The organism is Paraburkholderia sp. A1RI_3L (assembly GCF_048957895.1).
In the GTDB taxonomy this organism is placed as follows: domain Bacteria; phylum Pseudomonadota; class Gammaproteobacteria; order Burkholderiales; family Burkholderiaceae; genus Paraburkholderia; species Paraburkholderia kururiensis.
Genome location: NZ_JARCHA010000008.1, coordinates 181,885 through 199,937, shown reverse-complemented (window position 1 = coordinate 199,937; position 18,053 = coordinate 181,885). Strand labels below are relative to the sequence as shown.

Here is an 18,053-nt window from a genome sequence, read left to right as displayed (position 1 = left end):
TCTCGCGAAGTGGCGGGAAGGGCGGGAAGGGCGGGAAGGGCGCGCCGATCCTGCCCGATTGGCCTCGACAGACGTGCTGGCAAGGCTTTTGCCCAACGCCTATGATGAATGCGCAGCAATCTCGGCATTGCCGTCGCGGGGCACGGCGTGTATAGTCGCCGGACGCAAGTTTGTTTCTTATCGGAAATAAGGGAAACGCCATGAACGCTTCGACCATCCTCGCCGATCTCGGCATTGCGCAGGCTGTCCAGTCCGGCGACATCGAGGTTCACTCGCCAATCTCGGGTGAACTCATCGGCCGCGTTGCGAGCCACACCGTGGCCGACGTCGATGCCGTGCTGGCGCGCGCCCAGGACGCCTTCAGCCGCTGGCGCAGCGTGCCCGCGCCGCGCCGCGGCGAACTGGTGCGCCTGCTCGGCGACCGTCTGCGCGAGAAGAAGCAGGCGCTCGGCAGCCTCGTGTCGCTCGAAGCCGGCAAGATCCTTCAGGAAGGCCTGGGCGAAGTGCAGGAAATGATCGACATCTGCGACTTTGCCGTCGGTCTTTCGCGTCAGTTGTACGGCCTCACGATTGCGTCCGAGCGTCCCGGCCACCGCATGGGCGAGACGTGGCACCCCATGGGCGTGTGCGCGATTATCTCGGCGTTCAATTTCCCGGTCGCGGTGTGGTCGTGGAACGCGGCGCTCGCACTCGTCTGCGGCAACGCCGTGGTGTGGAAGCCTTCGGAGAAGACGCCGCTCACCGCGCTCGCCGTGCAGCAGATCATGACGGACGTGTTGAAGGAATTCGGCGATGCGCCCGAGGGGCTCGTTGCCCTGATCCACGGCGGCCGCGAAGTGGGCGCGAAACTGGTTGCCGACCCGCGCGCCGCCATCGTCAGCGCGACGGGCAGCACCGAAATGGGCCGCGCCGTGGGCGTGGAAGTGACGAAGCGCTTCGGCCGCTCCATTCTCGAGCTGGGCGGCAACAACGCCGGCATCGTGACACCGAGCGCGGACCGCGACCTCGCGCTGCGCGCCATCCTGTTCTCCGCAGTCGGCACGGCGGGCCAGCGTTGCACTTCGCTGCGGCGGCTCTTCGTGCACGAGAGCGTCTACGACGCAACCGTGGATCGTCTCAAGCAGCTCTACGGCAAGGTGCCTATCGGCAACCCGCTCGAAACGGGCACGCTGATGGGACCGCTGATCGACCGCCAGTCGTTTGCGCGGATGCAGGAAGCGTTGCAGCAGGCGCAGGCCGAAGGCGGCAAGGTGCATGGCGGCGAGCGCGTCGACGTGAAGGGCCTGGAAGGCGGCTATTACGTGCGTCCGGCGCTCGTCGAAATGCCGGCGCAAAGCGCGATCGTGCTCAAGGAAACCTTCGCGCCGATTCTCTACGTCATGCGCTATCGCGACTTCGACGAAGCTATTGCGGCCAACAACGCGGCGTCGCACGGTCTGTCGTCGTGCGTCTTCACAACCGACCTGCGCGAGGCCGAACGCTTTCTTTCGGCCACGGGCAGTGACTGTGGCATCGCCAACGTCAACATCGGACCGAGCGGCGCCGAAATTGGCGGTGCGTTCGGCGGCGAGAAGGAAACCGGTGGCGGCCGCGAGTCGGGCTCGGATGCGTGGAAGGGCTACATGCGCCGTGCGACCAACACGGTCAATTACTCGTCCGCGCTGCCGCTTGCGCAGGGCATCGACTTCAATATCGGCTGAGGGGCGCGGGTTTCCGCGGCTCGCTCAATGCCGTGGACAACGGCGTGGTCAACGCTTCGGCGCGTGGGCGTCGAAGCGTTCTTTTACGGAGTGACAGGTGAGTGCGAAAGTCGTCATCGTCGGCGGTGGGGTAATCGGCAGTTCGGTTGCGTATTTCCTGCGGGCCGCCGACCCAACGGTGAACGTGACCGTCATCGAGCGCGACCCGACGTATGCGCGCTCGTCGTCGGCGTTGTCGGCCGCGTCTATCCGGCAGCAGTTCTCGACGCCGCTCTCCATCCAGATGTCGCTGTTCGGCATCGAGTTTCTGCGCTCCATCGGCGAGCGGCTCGAAGTGGACGGCGTGCAGCCGTCCATCGATCTGCATGAGGGCGGCTATCTGTTTCTCGCCACGCCCGCGGGGCTCGATACGCTGCGCGAGAATCACGCGCTGCAAAAGCGCCTGGGCGCCGACATCAGCCTGCTCGATCGCGCTCAACTGGACGAACGCTTTGCGTGGCTCAACACGGAAGACCTCGTGGCAGGCGCGTTCGGCGAAAGCGGCGAGGGCTGGTTCGACGGTTACGGTCTCGTGCAGGCGCTGCGCAAAAAAGCGCAGGCATTGGGTGCGCGTTATGTGCCGAGCGACGTGACAGGGCTCGTGCGCGATGGCCGGCGCGTCACGCATGTCGTGGACGCGAACGGCGAGTCGTATGCCTGCGACGTGGTGGTGAACGCCGCGGGCGCATGGTGCCGCCGTATCGCGGCAATGCTCGGCATCGACATTCCGGTGTTCGCGCGCCGCCGCAGCATTTTCAATGTGAGTTCGCCGGCGCAGCTGGAACGCTGTCCGCTGCTGGTCGACCCGACAGGCGTGTACTTCCGGCCCGAAGGGCGCACCTACATCTGCGGCACGTCGCCGTCGCCCGACAACGATCCCGACGACCTGCCGCTCGACGAAGTGGACCATGCGCTCTTCGACGAGGTGATCTGGCCCACGCTCGCGCACCGCGTGCCGCAGTTCGAAGCGTTGCGCGTGGAGAACTGCTGGTCGGGCTACTACGAGTACAACGTGTTCGACCACAACGCGATCATCGGCGCGCATCCCGATATCGATAACTGCATCTTTGCCAACGGTTTCAGCGGCCACGGTCTGCAACAGGGACCGGCGACGGGGCGCGGCGTGAGCGAACTGATCCTGCACGGCCGCTATACGACGCTCGATCTTTCGGCGCTCGGCTTTGCCCGTGTGCTGGAGAACCGGCCCTTCGTGGAAAAGAACGTGGTGTAGCGCCGACTGGCGCGCGCTTTGCAGTGCAGCGCGCCGATTCGCTGGCGCGTCAGTCACTTGCGCGCAGCTTGCCCAGGATATCCACAGGCTTGCTCACATTTTCTGTTGATAACTACGGACGACAATTTCGGGCGATAGCGACAGGCGGACGCGCTCGCGTTTCTGCCGGGCTGCACTCAGCCTTACGGCAGAGCCTCAAGCCCGAAGCCCCTCAAACCCCAGGCCTCAAGCCCGAAGCCTCAAGCCCGAAACTTCAAACCGCGCAGCGCGCCACGTGAAAGCGCATTTCCTCTTCCGGCGGATCGTTGGGCGCGTTGTCCGGATGCACCACGCGCACCACGGACCCGTTCGCCGACGGCGTCAACGTGACGAAGTACGACGTGTTCGAGCGGGAGCCCACTTCGAGCTCCGTGGCGCCGTTCGCACGCGATTCGTGCACGCGACCGAGACGGTTCTCGAGGCAACGGGAAATCGACGCGGGCGCATGCATTGACGACACGTAGATCATCGGCGTCGGGTCGTTGGCGAGGGCGGCGTTCTGCTGAGGGCCGCTGGGCGAACCGCAGGCGGCGAGCAGCAGGCTCGGGGCGAGAAGGAACGATTTCTTCATGGCGGGCTTGACCTGGGCGTTCGTTGTACCGATCCGCACCCGGCCTCCGGCGCCTGTGCGCCGACGTGGAGGGGATGCGTGGCCTGGCGCGCCGTCTGAGCGGCGACGCGGTGCGCAGCAGTATACGCACGACATCACGCGTGAGTGCGTAAGAAGATGCAACAGGAAGGGGCAGCGAGGCGGGGTGCGTGGAGGGGACTTGCAGGCCGCGACTCGGCAATATACGCGCCGGTATTCGGGGCGCTACGCGGCAACGCCAATGGCAATACGCGCGCATGGTTCACACCACGCGCGCGTATCGCACAGCACTTTGCACAGGGACTTCAGGCAGGCAGTGATGCGTCAGGTGCAGCGAGACTGCTGCAGCTTCCCGACGCGACTCCGCGCCTGCCAAACTTCATCGAGCCTTAGAACCGGTGACGCAGGCCCACTGCCACGGCCGTCTGGTTCTGCGTCGACGACGGCGACAGCGTGTTGATGGCCGCTACGTTCGCGCCCAGGTTGCCGAACTCGCCCGATGCGTGCTGGTACACGCCTTCCAGGTACACGTCGGTACGCTTGCTGAGCGAGTAATCGCCTTGCAGCGACACGGTGTGCCACTTCGGGTCCCCCGTACCGTTCGAGCCCGTCACGCGACCGTCGGTGAACGTGTACGCGGCGGCGAGGCTCAATGCCGGCGTCAGGGCATAGCGGCCGTTGATCTCGTAGTTGTCGAGGTGCAGGTTCGTGCCCGACAGGCCGCCGACGAACGTGCCGCCCACATTCGTGCTCTGCATGTTGTCGAACTGCGTGTGCGTGTACACAAAGCCGACCGTTGCCGGGCCGTACGTGTAATTCACGCCTGCGCCATACGTGCGTTGCAGCGCGGCTGCGACCTGCGCGCTGCCGTCACCCGCCGACACGGCACCGCCCGTGTTGTTGCTGCCCGAGTTGTTGAGCTGCAAGTAGGCGGCCGCGACGTTCAGCGGACCGTTCGCATACGACGCGCCCACGCTCCATGCGCGGTTGTTCGAGAACTGTCCGGCCGCATTGCTGAAGCCATACAGGCCGCCGAACTGCACACCGGCGAAATTCGGGCTGGCGTACTTCACGGCGTTCTTGATGGAGAACGAGTTGTCGAGGTTGTCGTTGTCGAACGGGTGTCCGGCAAGGTTGTTGCCGTAGCCGTAACCCGCCGCCGAGATCGGCGCGAGGTAGTCCACCACGGAGTCATACTGGCGGCCCAGCGTCACCGTACCGAACTGGTTGCTTTGCAGGCCCACGTACGCCTGACGGTTGAACAACGTGTTGCTTTCGCGGAACTGGCCGTTGTTCAGATTGAAGCCGTTCTCCAACTTGAAGATGGCATGCAGGCCGCCACCCAGGTCTTCACTGCCGCGCAGGCCGAAGTACGTGTTCGACACCGAACCGCTGCCCTGTTGCCAGTTGCTGTGGCCCAGTTGGTTGTTCGAGTAGACGAGACCGGCGTCCAGCGTGCCGTACAGGGTCACACTGCTTTGCGCATGAGCCGAGGCGGCTGCGAAGGCACCTACGATGCCCGCGACAAAAAGGGTTTTTTTCATGATTTATAACTCTCCGAGACAATCCAGAAGAATCGCATCAGCGTATTCACCGCGAGAGGCGAGTGGTCTGACGATTCGGGGGAAAGTGTATTCGGGTGACGGCGGACTTTAATTCCAAATCGCACAACAGTGCTTTCCGGGATTTGTAATGCCGCCAATTCGGCACGTAAGTGCGTGCGAATAAAAGATTATTTCGGTTCGTTTCGCGGCGTGACCGAACCTGGTTGATCCGCGGTATGTTGCTTATGCGCGACGGCCGGGGCTGGCGCGCCTATTGTGCCTCAGGGCAGTGTGGCCGATTGGTCCCGTTTCGGGCAAAGCACTATTCCCGGTTATTGCCTCATTCGGGGGCGCCGAAAGTCATAAAATCCGTTTTGCCCCTTGACCAAGGGCAGTCTTTTTCATCTTTTTCAGGCGGCCTTCGGGCCGCTTTTTTTATGTGCGCGATATGGCGTGTCGTATTAAGTTCCCGGAAAATCAGAAAAACTTTATTGCGGGAATAGAAAGGTACGAATGAGAAAGGAACGTGCCGCCACTTAACTGCGCGGACAGAAGATCGCTGTCATGAGCGGTCCGACGTGCCGCACGATGGCGGGGCTACCCGCCGCCGCCACGGCCGACTGCACCTTGCTGTCGCTGCCGATCACTACCGCGCCGTAGGCCGATTTGCCCACGGGTTCGCCGCTGCCCGTGCGGAAGATGGGGTCGTCCTTTTCGTAGCCCACGATGGCGAACACGCGAAAGCCGAATGCGGTGACATCGGCGTCGTGCATCGGCCAGAACGCGTTGATGGAGTTGCTCTCCACGCGCATGGCATGCGGCTGGATCAGGTTCTGGTCGATCAGGCCGGAGACGAACTGATGGGCGGACACCGTGCACGCGAGCGGCGCGTCCAGCGCGGCCGCCTGGCAAAACAACGGCGTTGCCGCGAGCAAAAGGGCAAAAAGACGACGTTTCATCTGATCGGTGGAATGTTTCGCGGCGCGTGCTTTTTTAGGGGACGCTTTATTCAGGGCCGCAACAAAAGGCTTGCCGTGCTTATTTAATAGGCATGCGACAGGTTTCGCACTTTACCCGCCTTTTGACAATTGTGCTCGCCGCGTTGCGTGCCGGTCACAGCCTTGCGGGGTGAGGGTTTGCGCGGCGCGCGCGGCCACTCGCGAATGTTGCACATACAACATAGGCTGCGCTCCGATGCCATAATGGCGCTTTTACGCGGACTCGCGGATTGCCGCGCCGCCGTCTCCATGCCCCTCGCCCTCGGCCCCTTCATCGTCCCGCTCATCGTCGCGTGCGCGATGTTCATGGAAAACGTGGACGCCACGGTCATCGTGACGTCGCTTCCCGCCCTCGCACGCGACCTCGGACACGACCCCATCTCGCTGAAACTCGCCATCACGAGCTATGTGATCGGCCTCGGCGTGTTCATTCCCATCTGCGGCTGGGTGGCCGACCGCTTCGGCTCGCGCACCGTGTTTCGCGTGGCGATCGGTATCTTCATGACTGGCTCGCTGCTGTGCGCGGCGGCCACGTCGTTGTCCGCGCTCGTGGCTGCGCGCTTCGTGCAAGGCATTGGCGGCGCGATGATGGTGCCGGTGGGGCGCATCCTCATCTTCCGTTCGGTGCCGAAGTCCCAGTTCATTCGCGCCGTCAACTACCTCACGGTGCCCGCGTTGCTAGGGCCTGTCGTGGGGCCGCCGCTGGGCGGCTTCATCACCACCTATCTGCACTGGCGCCTGATCTTCTTCGTCAACATTCCCATCGGTCTCTTCGGTATCTGGCTCGCGAATCGCCACATTGCCAACATGCACGAAGAGCATCCCGGTCCGCTAGACTGGATCGGCTTCGTGCTTTCTGCTGCGGGCGCATCGCTCTTCATGCTCGGGCTTTCGCTCGTGGGCGGTGAACTGGCGTCGGCGAACGTGGCGTTCGTGATGACCGTGACGGGCGCGTTGTTGCTCGCGCTCTACTGGTTCTACGCGCAGCGCGCCGAGCGGCCCGTGCTCGATCTGCGCTTTCTGCGCATTCCGAGCTTTCATGCAAGCGTGGTGGGCGGGTCGCTGTTTCGCATCGGGCTGGGCGCCGTGCCGTTCCTGCTGCCGCTGGCACTCCAGGAAGGGCTGGGCCTGACCGCGTTCGTGTCGGGCTCCATTACGTGCGCCTCCGCGTTCGGCTCGATCTTCATGAAGACCATTGCGACACGCGTGCTTGCGAAGTTTGGCTTCCGCAAGGTGCTCATGGTGAACGCCGCGCTCGCAGGTGCGGCGATTGCCGCGTATGGCTTCTTCTTTCCCGGCACGCCGCATTGGGTGATCTGGTGCGTGGTGCTGGTGGGCGGCGTGTTCCCGTCGCTGCAATTCACGAGCCTCAACTCGCTTGCTTACGCGGACATTGCGGGCCGCGACATCGGTCGCGCAACCAGCGTGGCGAGCGTGATCCAGCAGATTTCGCTGGGCCTCGGCGTGACCATCGCGGGCATCGTGTTGCAGATTTCGCGCGACCTGCAAGGCCATGCCCACGTGGTGTGGTCGGACTTTTGGCCCGCGTTTTTCGCGGTCGCGCTGTTTTCGGTGGCGTCGATTCCGGTTACCGCGAGGCTGCCGCACGGCACCGGCGACGAGATCGCGCGCGGCGTGCGCGGGAAGGTCGGCAAGGCGGCGTAGCAAGCAGCAACGGCTCGGCAACACGAGCGGGACAACAGCCCGCGTCCACTGCCCGCGCCTCTCTTACATCGCTTCTTTCACCGCGCGCAGGAACTGCTTCGTGCGCTCGTGTTCGGGCGCCGAGAAGAACTGCTGCGGCGGTCCCTGTTCGATGATCTTGCCCTGCGAGAAAAAGCACACACGGTCCGCGAACTCTTTCGCAAAACCCATCTGGTGCGTGACCATCAGCATCGTGAGGTTGTGCTCGCTGCCGAGGCGACGGATCACGTTGAGCACTTCGCCGCACAGTTCGGGGTCGAGCGCGGACGTCACCTCGTCGAACAGCATCACCTTGGGCCGCATGGCGAGCGCCCGCGCAATCGCCACGCGCTGCTGCTGGCCGCCCGAAAGCTGCGACGGGTAGTGGTTGCACTTGTCTTCGAGGCCCACAAGACAGAGCAATTCGTGCGCACGCTCCGTGGCTTCCTTGCGCGAGAGGCCGAGCACCTGCATGGGCGCTTCGATCGTATTGGCGAGGGCCGTCATGTGCGGAAAGAGATTGAAGCTCTGAAACACCATGCCGATCTTGCTGCGCACGCGCCGCAGGTGGCGCAGCGAAGCGGGCACGAGCGAGCCGTTCTTCACCATGTGCGTGAGCGGTTCGCCGTCCACTTCGATCATGCCGTCCGTGAGCGGGTCGAGCGTCATCAGCACGCGCAGGAGCGTCGATTTGCCGGAGCCGCTTGGCCCGATGATGGCCACCTTCTCGTTGCGGCCCACTTCGAGGTCGAGCCCGTCGAGCACGGTCAGCGCGCCATAGCGCTTCGTCACGTTGCGAAAGCGCACCATGGGCGCTTCGCCGTTGCTTGCGGCGGCGGGCGTGTACGCGGCGGCGGGGTCACGTTTCATTGCTTGCTCCATTACGGGGGATCCGGAATTCGAGGCGCTGGGCGCGCCGTCACGCATGGCGGTGGGCAGGTTCATGGCAACCTCAGGCTGAATTCGAGCCGCCGCACGAGGTGGGCGAACGTCACGCTGAGCACGAGGAAGAACAGCCCCGCGAGCGTGATGGGCTCCAGATAGCGGAACGTTTCGGAGCCGATGTTCTTCGCCTGCTGCATCAGCTCCACGACGGTGATGGCGGAGAGCACGGGCGTGTCCTTGAACATGGCGACGAGATAGTTGCCGAGCGCGGGCACCACGGGGCGAATGGCTTGCGGCAGGATCACGCCGAGGTAGGTGCGCCGCGGCGAGAGCGACAGCGCGCAGCACGCTTCCCACTGGCCGCGCGCAACGCCGTTGAGGCCGGCGCGATAGACCTCGGACGTATAGCACGCGTAATGCAGCGCGATGCCCGCGGTGCCGGCCGTGAGCGCACTCATCGTGATGCCGTAGACCGGCAGCACATAGAAGAGCACGTAGATCTGGATCAGCAGCGGCGTGCTGCGGACGAACTCGACGACGAAGCCCACCGTCAGCGCCAGCGGCCGGAAGGTGCTGCGCCTCAGAATCGCGAACACGAGGCCCAGCACGAGCGCAATGGCAAAGCCGACGAGCGTGATCAGGATCGTGTAGAGCGAGGCGTGCAGCAGGGCCGGCAGAATCTGCGCGGCGTAGTGAAGATCGAAGAAGCTGTTCATCGGGCGACTCTCTGCAAAAAGCGGCTCATGGCGGTGCCGGCGGCGAGACCCCTGGCTGCGCGTGACCGGCTGTTCGCGATGCCGTGATTCACGCGGTGTTCGAAGTAGCGCATCAACGTCGCAATGCACTGGGCCAGCACGAAGTAGATGACGAGCGTGAGCCCGAAAATCTCCGCGGTCTTGAACGTGGCTTCGTCGAGCTGGCGCGCGCGGAACGTGAGGTCGGAGAGCGTGATCAGCGAAACGAGCGACGTGCCCTTGAGCAATTCGATCATGAGGTTCGTGGCGGGCGGCAGCGCGTTGATCATGGCTTGCGGCAGCACGATGCGGCGCATGCGCGTCAAGGGCGAGAGATTGAGTGCGAGCGCGGCCTCGAACTGGCCACCGGGCACCGAACGCAGCGCGCCGCGCAGAATCTCCGAGCCGTAGGCGCCGTAGTGCAACCCGAGCCCCACGATCGCCACCGTGAGCGGCGTGAGTTCGATACGAAACGGCGGCAGCGGCAACACGAAGAAGAACCAGAAGAGCTGCACGAGCAGCGACGTGCCGCGGAACACTTCGACATAGACGTTGCCCACCCAACGCAGCGGTGCCCACGGCGCGAGTTTGGCGGCGGTGGCCACGAACGCCATGACGATGGCGAGCAACGTCGCGCCGATCGTAATGCCGATGGTCACCAGAGTGCCCTGCATGAGCAGGGGAAATAATTCACGCATGGCGGTCCTCGCTTGCATGATGGCGTGCGGCCCGCCGCGCTGTGCGCGGGCCGCAACGGTAGTGCGTCCGCCGGCCGGCTTCACAGGGACCGACGGGGTCGGCCAGAGCCGGCGCGAATACCGGGAGGGCTACACCCGGCCGGCAGACTTGCGACTGACTTGCGGCGTATTTACCGCGTATTTGCCGCGGACCTGCCGCGCATTTACCGCCGGTTTGCGGCTTACTTGCCGCTGCAGATTTCCGCGGCAGTCTTCGTCGTGATGTTCGACTTGTCGAAGCCGAACGGTGCGACGGTCTGCAGATGATCCGGCGTGCCGAGCCACGCGTGCAGCTGCTTGTTCACGGCGTCGCGCAGATCCGTGTCCTCGGGCCGGAAGGCGAGCGCGCCATAGCCCGTGTGCTTCGGATCGTCGGTGAAGTCGGAGACGGTTTCCACCTGGGCCGCGTCTTTCGAGGCGAGACCCTTCATCGTGAGTGCGGTGCCTGCGGCCGCATCCGCGCGGCGCGCGCGCACGGCCTGCAATTGCGCCGTCGTATCCGGTACCTGGAGCAACTGAGCATCTTTCACGCCCGCATCGCGCGAGTTGCCCAGTTCCACCGCGCCCGCCATCACCGCCAGCTTCACGTCGGACTGTTTTGCTACGTCGCCGTAGCTGTGCAGTTTCTTCGGATTGCCTTTCAGCACGAGCAGCGTGTCCTGAATCTGGTATTGCGGATCGGCGAACGCAACCTGCTTGCAGCGCTCGGGCGTGATGTACATGCCTGCCGCGATCACGTCGAAGCGGCCCGCACGCAGGCCTGGAATCAGCGATCCCCATTCGGTCAGCACGCCATCCACCTTCTTCACGCCGAGCTTCGCGAAGATCTTGCGCGCGATTTCGGGCGACTCGCCCGTCACCTTGCCGTCGGGCGTCGTGTAGGCAAACGGTGCTTCGTTCGCGTAGCCGATGCGTACCTCGCCGGTGCGTTGAATGCGCTGCAGCGTGGTTTCGGCCGCCGCGTGCTGCACGTGCATGAGCAGGCCGGCCGCCGCGATGCACGCGATGCTGAAAGCCTGGGGCAGTCTGGAATGGCGCTTCGGGTTCATGTCGGTCCCATTGCGTGGGGTAAGGATGGCGCGGTGCGTCATGCGCCGCGGAGTCAGGCGGGGTGTCCGTAAAAACCCGGTGTGGTGTCGTGGTACACCGCCATTGGAGCCCAGCATACAAAGCCATATTTTTGTTTCTGATTGCTCTAGGACAATAATTTTCCAACGGGTTTTGCCCGCACTATCCGAACACCGACGAAGACCCAACGAAGACCCGAGCCATGGAGAAGACGGTGAGAGAGCAGTGGCGCGAAGCGGTGCGCGCGGCGCACGGCGCCGAATCGAAATACAAGCGGCTGGTGAAGGCGATTGCGGGCGACATCGAAAGCACGGTGTTGCGCGCGGGCGAACGCTTGCCGCCGCAGCGCGACGTGGCGGCGGAACTGGAAATCAGCGTGCAGACGGTGACCAACGCCTACAAGGAACTGGAGCGCCAGGGCCTGATCCGCTGCGAAGTGGGACGCGGCAGTTTCGTGTCGGGCCGCGTGACGGAGACCATGTCGAACTACATGCTCGATACGGCCGAGCGCTCCGTGGTGGACTTCTCGATTGCACGCATCATCCACACCGCCGAGCACGACGCGATGTGGCGCAAGGTCTGCGCGACGCTCGCGGGCCTCGACGATCAGCCCTGGATTCGCGCATTTCGCCCTATTGCGGGCTTCGAGCATCATCGCCAGGCTGCGGCGGCGTGGCTCGCCACGCTCGGCATGCCGGCCTCGGCGGACACGCTGCTCGTCACGAACGGCGCGGCGCACGGCATCTTTCTCGCATTGGCCTCGCTGGTAGGGCCGGGCGACACCGTGCTCTGCGAAAGTCTGACGGACCATGGCGTGATCGGCAGCGCAAGCGTGCTGGGGTTTACGCTGAAGGGACTCGAAATAGACGAGTACGGCATTCACCCCGAGCACTTCGAAGAGATGTGCGATAGCGAGCGCATTTCGGCGCTCGTGTGCACGCCCACCTTGAACAACCCCACTGTTTCGCTGATGCCGGAGTCGCGCCGCCGCGCAATTGCGCGCATTGCGCAGCGCTACGGCGTCTATGTGATCGAAGACGACGTGTACGGCGCGCTGCTGCCCAAGCCCGTGCCGCCCATTTCGAGCCTGATTCCCGAGCTTTCGTTTTACTGCACGAGCCTCACGAAGTCGGTGCTGACAGGCTTGCGCATCGGCTATCTCACCACGCCGCGCCGCCTCGCGCTGCGCGCCGAGAGTGTGCTGCGCGTGAACAGCTGGATGGCGACGCCGCCCATGGCCGAAGTCGCCACGCGCTGGCTCGTCGACGGCACCGCGGCGCGCCTGCTCGAAGTGCAGCGCGAATGTCTTTCGCGCCGCCAGGCGCTCGTGCAGCAGATTCTGGGCAGCTACGTGCTGGGCGCGCATCCGCACGCGCTTTCGGTGTGGCTGCGCGTGCCTTCGCACTGGCAGACCGACCGGCTCGTGCGCGAGCTGCGCAACCGCAATATCGCGGTCACGTCGCCGGACCCGTTTCTCGTGCGCGGCGGCGAGCGGCCCGATGCGGTGCGCCTGTGCGTGGGCGCGGAAGTGGGCGAAGACACCTTCCGCGCGGCGCTCGAAACCATGCGCGACGTGTTCGAGCAATACCCGCAGGTGCACGACTTCGCGTAAATGTACCAGGACAATCGAAAACAATTTTTAGAACATTAGACTCGGTCGCATTGAAGGACGCTGCGCCATCCGGCGCGGCGCCGAACCCCTCACTGCGGCCTGCCTCATGTCTGTCGTCTGTCCTGCCGATGTCTACCGCGCGCGTCAGCGAATCGGCACGCGTGTGCGGCGCACGCCGCTCGTCGAATCGCCTTCGCTTTCGGCGCTTGCCGGTACGCGCGTGCTGCTGAAACTCGAAACGGTTCAACCCACGGGCAGCTTCAAAGTGCGCGGCGCGACCCATGCGCTGGCCGTGCTTGCGGAGCAAGGCTGCACGCGCGTGGTCACGGCCTCCACGGGCAATCACGGACGCGCCGTTGCTTACGCGGCGCAGGCGCTCGGCATGCAGGCCACCGTGTGCATGTCGTCGCTCGTGCCGGCCAACAAGGTGGAAGCCGTGCGCCAGCTGGGCGCGCAGGTGCGCATTACCGGCGCAAGCCAGGATGATGCGCAGCACGAAGCGCGGCGGCTCGCGCAGGAAGAAGGCTTCGTGTTCGTGCCGCCGTTCGACGACCCGCACGTCATTGCCGGGCAAGCCACCATCGGGCTCGAGATCGTCGAGGACTTGCCCGATGTCGCGAACATCGTCGTGCCGCTTTCGGGCGGCGGCCTTTTTGCCGGCATCGCGCTGATGGCGAAAGCCTTGAACCCCGCCATTCGCATGACGGGCGTCACGATGGCGCGCGGCGCCGCGATGCACGCGAGTCTCGCAGCGGGGCGACCTGTGATCGTGGAAGAGGTCGAGTCGCTTGCCGATTCGCTGGGCGGCGGCATCGGTCTCGACAACCGCTACACGTTCTCCCTCACACGTGACTTGATCGACGAGGCGTTGCTGCTCGACGAGGCGTCCATTGCGCGCGGCATCGCGCACGCGTATCGCGAGGAACGGCTCGTGGTTGAAGGGGCTGGCGCAGTGGGCGTGGCAGCGGTGCTCGATGGCGTGCTCGACGCGACGCAGTCGCGGCGTGGCCCCGTCGTGCTCGTGGTGAGCGGCTCGAACATCGATATGGGTCTGCATCGCCGCGTGGCGGCAGGCTGAGCGAAATGCCACGCGCCATCTGAACAGGACACCCCGATATGTCATCCATCACGTTGCTGGGCGAAAGCGAACTGCGCGAACTCGTGCCACTCGATCTGGCCGCGATCGATCAGGTGGAATCCGCGTTCCTCGCGCTCGCGACCGAAGCGGTGGCGATGCCGCCTGTGCTGCGGCTCGATCTGCCCGAGTATCGCGGCGAGGTGGATGTGAAGACCGCGTATCTGCCGCGCTTCGAGCGCTTTGCGATCAAGGTGAGCCCCGGCTTCTTCAACAACCCGCAGCTCGGGCTGCCCAGCCTCAACGGACTCATGCTCGTGCTCTCGGCGCGCACGGGCCTGACCGAAGCCGTGCTGCTGGACAACGGCTATCTCACCGCCGTGCGCACCGCGGCGGCAGGTGCGGTTGCCGCGCGCTGGCTGGCGCGTGAAAACGCGCGGCACGTGGCGGTGATCGGCGCGGGCGAGCAGGCGCGGCTTCAGTTGCGTGCGCTCGCGTGCGTGCGACGGTTGGAGCGCATCTCCGTATGGGCGCGCGACCGCGAACGCGCAGCGCAGTTCGCGCGCGAGATGGGTGAGCAACTGGCCGTCGAAGCGCGCGTTGCGCAAGACGTGCACGACGCGCTGTGCGAAGCCGACATCGCGATCACCACCACGCCGAGCGAGACACCGCTCGTGCAGGCGCGTGACCTGCATCCGGGTCTGCACATCACGGCGATGGGATCCGACGCGGAACACAAGAACGAGATCGCGCCCGCGGCGCTCGCCGCCGCACGTTACGTGTGTGACCGTCTGCAACAGACGCGCGTGCTGGGCGAGTTGCATCACGCCATCGAAGCAGGCGCTGTGGCCGCGAACGCGCGCTTCGCCGAGCTGGGCGAAGTGATTGCGGGCGGCGTGCCTGGACGTACGAGCGACGACGACATCACGATCTGCGACCTCACGGGCACCGGCGCACAGGACACGGCGATTGCCGCGCTCGCGCTGGCCCGTGCGCGCGCCGCGGGTGCAGGCACGACGTTTCACAACGATGCCCTCAAACACGCAAGCGAGTGACAAGCCGTCCACCTGAGCGCAGAAGGCCAGGACGCGCAGGCAAAGCAGCACGCGCAGGCAAAGCAGCACGAAGGGCAACAAACCGAAGGACAAGGAAGGGACCACCATGCCAGAAACCATGCAACAGAAACCGCACGCGACGAGCGGCGTGGCGCCCGCCGCACCCGCTGTGCGCCTGCCGTTCGAGCGCGAGGAGTACGCCGCGCGCATCGCCCGCACGCGCCGTGCCATGCAGGAAGCCGGCATCGATCTGCTGATCGTGACGGACCCGACCAACATGGCGTGGCTCACGGGCTACGACGGCTGGTCGTTCTACGTGCACCAGTGCGTGCTGCTCGCCATGGAAGGCGAGCCCGTCTGGTTCGGTCGCGGCCAGGATGCCAACGGCGCGCGCCGCACGGTGTTCATGAAGCACGACCAGATCGTTGGGTATCCCGATCATTACGTGCAGTCCACGGAGCGGCATCCCATGGACTACCTCTCGCACGAGGTGATCGAGGCGCGCGGCTGGGGCCGGGGCCGCATCGGCGTGGAACTCGACAACTATTACTTCAGCGCCGCGGCATGGGAAGCGCTCAAGCGCAACTTGCCGCAGGCGCAGTGGCGCGACGCGACCGCGCTCGTGAACTGGCAGCGCGCGGTGAAGTCGCCGCGCGAGATCGAGTACATGCGCATTGCGGCGCGCATCGTCGAAAAGATGCATGCACGCATCGTGGAGCGCATCGAGCCCGGCATGCGCAAGAACGACCTTGTCGCGGATATTTACGCCGCGGGTATCACGGGCGTGGAAGGTTACGGCGGCGACTATCCCGCCATCGTGCCGCTGCTGCCCACGGGCGCCGACGCGGCCGCGCCGCACCTCACCTGGGACGACACGCCGTTCGCGCGCGGGGCCGGCACGTTCTTCGAGATTGCCGGCTGCTTTCGCCGCTATCACTGCCCGCAGTCGCGCACGGTCTATCTCGGCAAACCGCCGAAGCATTTCATCGATGCCGAAAGTGCCGTGGTGGAAGGCATCGAAGCGGGGCTTGCCGCCGCGAAGCCGGGCAACACCTGCGAAGACATTGCGAACGCGTTCTTCGCCGTGCTGCGCAAGTCGGGCATCGAAAAGAACAGCCGCTGCGGCTACCCCATCGGCGCGAGTTATCCGCCCGACTGGGGCGAGCGCACCATGAGCCTGCGGCCCGGCGACCGCACGGTGCTGCAACCGGGCATGACGTTCCACTTCATGCCGGGCCTGTGGCTCGACGACTGGGGTCTCGAAATTACGGAAAGCATCCTGATTACCGAGACCGGCGTCGAGACCTTCTGCAACACGCCGCGCAAACTGTTCGTGAAGGAGTAGGGCATGCGCGCATCGCCGATTACACCGACCGTCGACTTCGACGGGCAAGGGGTTCAGCACGGTTTCCTGAAACTGCCGCACTCGCACGACAGTTCCGCGTGGGGCGCGGTGATGATCCCCATCACCGTCGTGCAGCGCGGGCACGGGCCCACGGTGCTGCTGACAGGCGGCAACCACGGCGACGAGTACGAAGGGCCCATCGTGCTCTCGCGGCTCGCCTCCACGCTGAAGGCCGAGGATGTGGCGGGCCGCGTCATCATCGTGCCGTTCATGAATTACCCCGCGTTTCTGGCGGGAAGCCGCACGTCGCCCATCGATCGCGGCAACCTGAACCGCAGCTTTCCGGGCCGCCCCGACGGCACCCTTACCGAAAAAATCGCGGACTACTTCCAGCGCTATCTGCTGCCGCTTGCCGACTACGTGCTGGACCTGCACGCAGGCGGACGCACGCTCGACTTCGTGCCCTTCGCCGCCATTCACGTGCTGCATGACCCGAAGCAGCAGGCGCGCTGCGAGGCCGCAATGCGTGCGTTCGGCGCGCCGTACTCCATGCGCATGCTGGAACTCGACAGCGTCGGGCTCTTCGATACGGCGGTGGAAGAGGCGGGCAAGGTATTCGTCTCGACGGAACTGGGCGGCGGCGGCACGGCTACCGCGGCGAGCGTGGCCGTGGCGATGCGCGGCGTGCGTGGCTTTCTGCAGCATGCCGGCGTGCTCGCGCCGCCCGCGGGCGAACTGTTCGAGGCGGCGAGCCGCGCGTGGGGCGAGGCATCGCGCACCACGACGCTGCTCGATATGCCCGACGGCAGCTGCTATACGACGAGCGAGCACGACGGCCTGATCGAACCGTGCAAAGACCTGGGCGAGATGGTGGAACACGGGGAGGTGATCGCCCGTGTGTACGACACGACGCGCTCCGGCGCGCGGCCCTTCGAATATCGCGCGGCGCGCAGCGGGCTGCTTGCGGCGCGCCATTTCCCGGGGCTCGTGCGCGTGGGCGACACCGTCGCGGTGGTGGCCGACGTCGTGGAGCGCGGCATTCCGGTGGCGGCCTGAGCACCGCCCGCCACAGGCACGCGATACATCCATGAAACTCGACCGCTACGACCTCGCGATTCTGCGTACCCTGGCGCGCGATGGACGCATCACGAAGTCGCGCCTCGCCGAAGAGGTCAACCTGTCGATCTCGCCGGCGTGGGAGCGCGTGCGGCGTCTTGAAGAAAGCGGGCTGATTCGCGGTTACCGCGCCGACATCGACTGGATCGCGGCGTTCAAGGGCACGCGCATCGTCGTGGAAGTCACGCTCGCGCGCCATACGGCGCACGACATGCGCCGCTTCGAGGAGCGCGTGGCGCGCGCCCCCGAAGTCGTGCAGTGCCACGCCACAGGCGGCGGCGTGGACTACGTGATGCACGTGGTCTCGCGCGACATCGACCAGTACCAGCGTTTCATCGATTCGCTGCTCACGGACGAACTCGGCATCGAACGCTACTTCACCTACATCGTGACGAAGGTCGTGAAGCAGGCAGGGGATACGGTGCCGGACTGGGTTGCGGATTCAGGCGAGGCGGGCTGAGGGCCGCACCCGCCCGAAAGCACGCCACAGAAAAACCCCCTGAAATTCCGGCTCGAAAACAGAAAGAACGCACAGCGTCGGGCCGCAACACAGAAAGAGCAGAGGGCGTGCCGGCCCTACAGTGGAAGGCATTGAAACAACGC

16 protein-coding genes are annotated in these 18,053 nt (G+C 65.0%); 9 read left to right on the top strand and 7 right to left on the bottom strand.

Annotated elements, in window-relative coordinates; all coding sequences use genetic code 11:
- Window positions 1-200: 200 nt before the first annotated feature.
- The gene (locus tag PXJ20_RS21620; RefSeq protein WP_413214316.1) at window positions 201-1,700 is read left to right on the top strand and encodes an aldehyde dehydrogenase family protein; all 1,500 of its coding nucleotides are present in this window, start codon (window positions 201-203) and stop codon (window positions 1,698-1,700) included.
- 97 nt (window positions 1,701-1,797) lie between these two features.
- Window positions 1,798-2,970, top strand: a complete 1,173-nt coding sequence (locus PXJ20_RS21615) for an NAD(P)/FAD-dependent oxidoreductase (RefSeq protein ID WP_421031119.1) — start codon at window positions 1,798-1,800, stop codon at window positions 2,968-2,970.
- A 253-nt stretch (window positions 2,971-3,223) separates the two neighbouring features.
- Here PXJ20_RS21615 and PXJ20_RS21610 read toward each other — a convergent pair whose 3' ends face one another.
- From PXJ20_RS21610 to PXJ20_RS21600, 3 genes are all read right to left on the bottom strand, one after another.
- Window positions 3,224-3,580, bottom strand: coding sequence for a sugar ABC transporter ATPase (locus PXJ20_RS21610; RefSeq protein ID WP_421031118.1), 357 nt, complete (start codon window positions 3,578-3,580; stop codon window positions 3,224-3,226).
- 407 nt (window positions 3,581-3,987) lie between these two features.
- Entirely contained in the window at window positions 3,988-5,142 is a 1,155-nt protein-coding gene (locus PXJ20_RS21605; protein WP_126876465.1) for a porin, read from the bottom strand.
- A 536-nt stretch (window positions 5,143-5,678) separates the two neighbouring features.
- On the bottom strand, window positions 5,679-6,101 hold the full coding sequence (locus PXJ20_RS21600) for a hypothetical protein (RefSeq protein WP_026121972.1): 423 nt from the start codon (window positions 6,099-6,101) through the stop codon (window positions 5,679-5,681).
- 288 nt (window positions 6,102-6,389) lie between these two features.
- Here PXJ20_RS21600 and PXJ20_RS21595 point away from each other — a divergent pair, with 288 nt between their 5' ends.
- Window positions 6,390-7,805 carry an MFS transporter gene (locus PXJ20_RS21595; protein WP_126876463.1) on the top strand — a complete coding sequence of 472 codons (1,416 nt, stop codon included), beginning with the start codon at window positions 6,390-6,392 and terminating at the stop codon, window positions 7,803-7,805.
- A gap of 63 nt (window positions 7,806-7,868) precedes the next feature.
- On the opposite strand, the gene ehuA is transcribed toward PXJ20_RS21595, so the two are convergent.
- The 4 genes from ehuA to ehuB form a co-directional block, all read right to left on the bottom strand.
- Window positions 7,869-8,693 carry an ectoine/hydroxyectoine ABC transporter ATP-binding protein EhuA gene (gene ehuA, locus PXJ20_RS21590; protein ID WP_421031117.1) on the bottom strand — a complete coding sequence of 275 codons (825 nt, stop codon included), beginning with the start codon at window positions 8,691-8,693 and terminating at the stop codon, window positions 7,869-7,871.
- Window positions 8,694-8,764: 71 nt separating this feature from the next.
- Window positions 8,765-9,424 carry an ectoine/hydroxyectoine ABC transporter permease subunit EhuD gene (gene ehuD / locus PXJ20_RS21585; RefSeq protein WP_017777433.1) on the bottom strand — a complete coding sequence of 220 codons (660 nt, stop codon included), beginning with the start codon at window positions 9,422-9,424 and terminating at the stop codon, window positions 8,765-8,767.
- Window positions 9,421-10,140 (bottom strand): ectoine/hydroxyectoine ABC transporter permease subunit EhuC, encoded by a 720-nt coding sequence (ehuC, locus tag PXJ20_RS21580; RefSeq protein ID WP_421031116.1) that lies wholly within the window; start codon window positions 10,138-10,140, stop codon window positions 9,421-9,423. The genes ehuD and ehuC overlap by 4 nt, the downstream gene beginning before the upstream one ends.
- Window positions 10,141-10,361: 221 nt before the next feature.
- Window positions 10,362-11,228, bottom strand: coding sequence for an ectoine/hydroxyectoine ABC transporter substrate-binding protein EhuB (ehuB, locus tag PXJ20_RS21575; protein WP_017777435.1), 867 nt, complete (start codon window positions 11,226-11,228; stop codon window positions 10,362-10,364).
- A 221-nt stretch (window positions 11,229-11,449) separates the two neighbouring features.
- Between ehuB and PXJ20_RS21570 the strand changes: the two genes are divergently transcribed.
- The 6 genes from PXJ20_RS21570 to PXJ20_RS21545 all read left to right on the top strand — a co-directional run bounded on the left by PXJ20_RS21570 (window position 11,450) and on the right by PXJ20_RS21545 (window position 17,910).
- Window positions 11,450-12,859, top strand: a complete 1,410-nt coding sequence (locus PXJ20_RS21570) for a PLP-dependent aminotransferase family protein (RefSeq protein WP_421031115.1) — start codon at window positions 11,450-11,452, stop codon at window positions 12,857-12,859.
- 106 nt (window positions 12,860-12,965) lie between these two features.
- The gene (gene eutB / locus PXJ20_RS21565) at window positions 12,966-13,937 is read left to right on the top strand and encodes a hydroxyectoine utilization dehydratase EutB (protein WP_421031114.1); all 972 of its coding nucleotides are present in this window, start codon (window positions 12,966-12,968) and stop codon (window positions 13,935-13,937) included.
- A 38-nt stretch (window positions 13,938-13,975) separates the two neighbouring features.
- Window positions 13,976-14,989, top strand: a complete 1,014-nt coding sequence (locus PXJ20_RS21560; RefSeq protein ID WP_421031113.1) for a cyclodeaminase — start codon at window positions 13,976-13,978, stop codon at window positions 14,987-14,989.
- Window positions 14,990-15,095: 106 nt separating this feature from the next.
- Window positions 15,096-16,334 carry an ectoine hydrolase DoeA gene (gene doeA / locus PXJ20_RS21555; RefSeq protein ID WP_421031112.1) on the top strand — a complete coding sequence of 413 codons (1,239 nt, stop codon included), beginning with the start codon at window positions 15,096-15,098 and terminating at the stop codon, window positions 16,332-16,334.
- Between the two features lie 3 nt (window positions 16,335-16,337).
- Complete coding sequence (doeB, locus tag PXJ20_RS21550) at window positions 16,338-17,390, top strand: N(2)-acetyl-L-2,4-diaminobutanoate deacetylase DoeB (RefSeq protein WP_413214322.1); 1,053 nt, start codon at window positions 16,338-16,340, stop codon at window positions 17,388-17,390.
- Window positions 17,391-17,421: 31 nt separating this feature from the next.
- Window positions 17,422-17,910, top strand: a complete 489-nt coding sequence (locus PXJ20_RS21545; RefSeq protein WP_277599465.1) for an Lrp/AsnC family transcriptional regulator — start codon at window positions 17,422-17,424, stop codon at window positions 17,908-17,910.
- Window positions 17,911-18,053 lie beyond the last annotated feature (143 nt).